Here is a 1565-nt window from a genome sequence, read left to right on the forward strand (position 1 = left end):
CAAACCGATTCTTAGATGATCCAAAGCGCCAACTCATCGGCCAGCTTGAGAACTTTATCACTGACCCGCCCGATAAAGAATTCATCAATAAAGGTAATCAATTCACGCCGGCCGATGACGACACTGCCAAAATCATTTTCCCTGGCTTCCTCGACGATGCGGTAACCGCGCTCTCGGTCGGCGATATGGATCTTGACGGAAATCTGCTCCGGTGCCAACCCCTCTCCCAGCAGCCGTTTACGGGCATCATCCAGCTGCGGGCCAATCTCGTCCGTCCCCGTGGCGATGGGCGCCTCAAGATCCGTGGGAACGAAAAACGATTCACTGCCCTGCCAAAATTTTTTTTCACGACGAATCATGCTGTACAATTGCATCTGGTGATCCGAGCGGCCGATTAGCGACCCCGCGTACAACACGCCTTTCATGGCGCCATGACTGCCGTCGAAAGCGATGAGAAGATTCTTGGCATCGGGACGCCCCCCCACCACGATGATGGGGATGTGTTTAATCTTGGACACCAGTTTCATGGCTGTGCTTTTGAGCACCCAGTCCTTGAAACGACTGGTCCCCGTCCGTCCGACGATAACCGCCTGATATTCGTTATAGGACTCCTTAACGATATCATCGGCAACACCCAGCATCTTGGTGGGGGTCATGGTGGTAATGGCCGACTCGGGAAATCCTTTATTGCAAAAGTAGGCCACGGCGCTGTCCATGGTGCTGCAGATTTCAGACTTCTGTTCGGAGGCCCAGTGCTTTAAACCGGTCATCTGCCGTTTGTAGTGGGGATACGTGACCAAATCGGAAAAAATATTAACCAGCTGCGTCTGAACATTGAAGAGGACAAAATGGGTTCTGTCCTTGGGAAAGAGGTCCGCTGCGTACCGGATGGCGCTCAATGACTGCTCACTACCATCAACGGCGATGAGAATTTTGTTCGGGGGAGCGATTTCCTGCACGGCACTTCTCCTTTGTTAAGAGTCTTGGCGCAAATGGAAGAAAACGGGCTGTTATGATGAGAATGAGCTGTATGTATTGATACTATCCCTTAACCCATTTTCCGTCAACAAAGGAGATGCACGAGCCACAGGAAACGCGGATTGATTATCTCAAAACGATTTCAGTTCTCATGACGGCTTCAGCGTCTGAAGACAAATTCGCGACAGTTACCGATGATGGCCTGCCGCCGACGCTGAAGCACCGGTTGGGAGACATATCCGCCGAAGCTTACCCATATCGACACGCCTGAACGGGCAGCAGCAAAAAAAGATTATTTACATATAGCTATAATATAACTTGGATCTTGACTTTTTAAAAAAAAGGGAAGATAAACTTGCGATCTCCCAAACCGGTTCCATCGAGGCACGTTTACCAAAGATTTCCTCACGGGAAATCTTTTTAATTTTAAAGTATCGGGAAAAAAGCACAGAAAAAAAATCCAACAAACAAAAAAAATGAAATTCATGGCGGAATCATGGCACTGAAACTCGAAGGATACGAAGGGAACGGCACATTTTCCCATGGCATCCATCCACCGGAACGAAAATCGATTTCCAAGGATGCGA

General features: G+C 49.1%; 1 protein-coding gene. It reads right to left on the reverse strand.

Going from position 1 to position 1565, the window contains the following annotated elements:
• Positions 1-11 precede the first annotated feature (11 nt).
• Positions 12-959, reverse strand: a complete 948-nt coding sequence (locus JCM12296_RS34680; protein WP_054702728.1) for a universal stress protein — start codon at positions 957-959, stop codon at positions 12-14.
• Between the last annotated feature and the right edge of the window lie 606 nt (positions 960-1565).

The sequence above is a fragment of the Desulfosarcina cetonica JCM 12296 genome (assembly GCF_001311845.1).
Taxonomy (GTDB): Bacteria; Desulfobacterota; Desulfobacteria; order Desulfobacterales; family Desulfosarcinaceae; genus Desulfosarcina; species Desulfosarcina cetonica.